Source organism: Rhizobacter sp. P3_B12 (assembly GCF_056402895.1).
Map to the genome: position 1 here is coordinate 1 of NZ_JBFUGN010001394.1, position 1219 is coordinate 1219.

1 protein-coding gene is annotated in these 1219 nt (G+C 73.8%); it reads right to left on the reverse strand.

The genetic code is table 11. The features are described 5' to 3' along the window. The coding region (locus AC1D01_RS35525; protein ID WP_477874340.1) for a beta-ketoacyl synthase N-terminal-like domain-containing protein at positions 1 to 1219 on the reverse strand (1219 nt) is incomplete at both ends.

The window sequence follows — 1219 nt, forward strand, 5'->3', positions numbered from 1 at the left end:
GAACACGGGTTCGCGCGCCATCAGCTCGCGCGCCATGCCGGCCCATTGCGCGCCCTGGCCGGGGCAGATGAACGCGATCTTCGGGCGCTCGGACGGCGCGACACCCTCGGCCGCCGCCGCCTCGCCATCGGCATACCGCTTCAGTGCCGCCGCCATCGCCAGCGCGTCGTCGGCGACGAAGGCCGCGCGTTGCGCCAGCGCGGTGCGGCGCGTTGCGGCGTTCCAGCAGACGTCGGCCAGCGGCGCGCCGGCGGTCAGCAGCGCGGCGTAGCGAAGCGCCAGCGCGCGCAAGGCGGCATCGCTGCGCGCCGACAGCACGAGCAACGGCACGGTGCCGTCGGCGCTCGCCGTCTCGGCCTGCGGCGCCCCTTCCAGCACGACGTGCGCATTGGTGCCGGCGATGCCGAACGCGCTGATGCCGGCCAGYGGCGCCTGTGCGGGCCACGGTCGTGCGTCGCGCGCCACTTCCACCGGCATCTGCGCCCACGGGATCGCCGGGTTCGGCTCATGGCAATGCAGGCTCACCGGGATCTGCCGGTGCTGCAGCGCGAGCGCCGCCTTGATGAAACCGGCCACGCCGGCCGCACCCTCGGTGTGGCCGAAGTTGGTCTTCACCGAACCGACCGCGGCACGCACGCCCGCCGCGCGGCCCTCGCCGAGCACATCGGACAACGCGCCCAGCTCGACCGGATCGCCCGCCCGCGTGCCGGTGCCGTGCGCCTCGACATAGCCGACCTCGGCGGCCGAACGTCCGGCGTCGCGGTACGCGCTGCGCAGCAAGGCCTCCTGCCCGCTGCGGCTGGGCGTGCCCATCGAACCGCTGCTGCGGCCGTCGTTGTTGACCGCGCTGCCGCGGATCAGCGCGTAGATGCGGTCGCCATCGGCCCGTGCCTGCGCGAGCGTCTTCAGCACGACCAGGCCGGCGCCTTCGCTGCGCACGTAGCCGTCGCCGCGCGCATCGCCGAACTTGCAGCGGCCGTCGGGCGCCATCATGCGGCTTTGCGAGTACGCGATGCTGATGTGCGGCTGCAGGATGATGTTGACGCCGCCGGCGATCGCGAGCGTGCATTCGCCATGCCGCACCGCGCGCGCCGCGAGGTGGATGGCGGCCAGCGACGACGAGCAGGCGGTGTCCAGCGTCAGGCTCGGGCCGCGCAGGCCGAGCGCATACGACAACCGGCCCGACGATGCGTAGCGCCCGCTGCCGGTGGTCATGTAG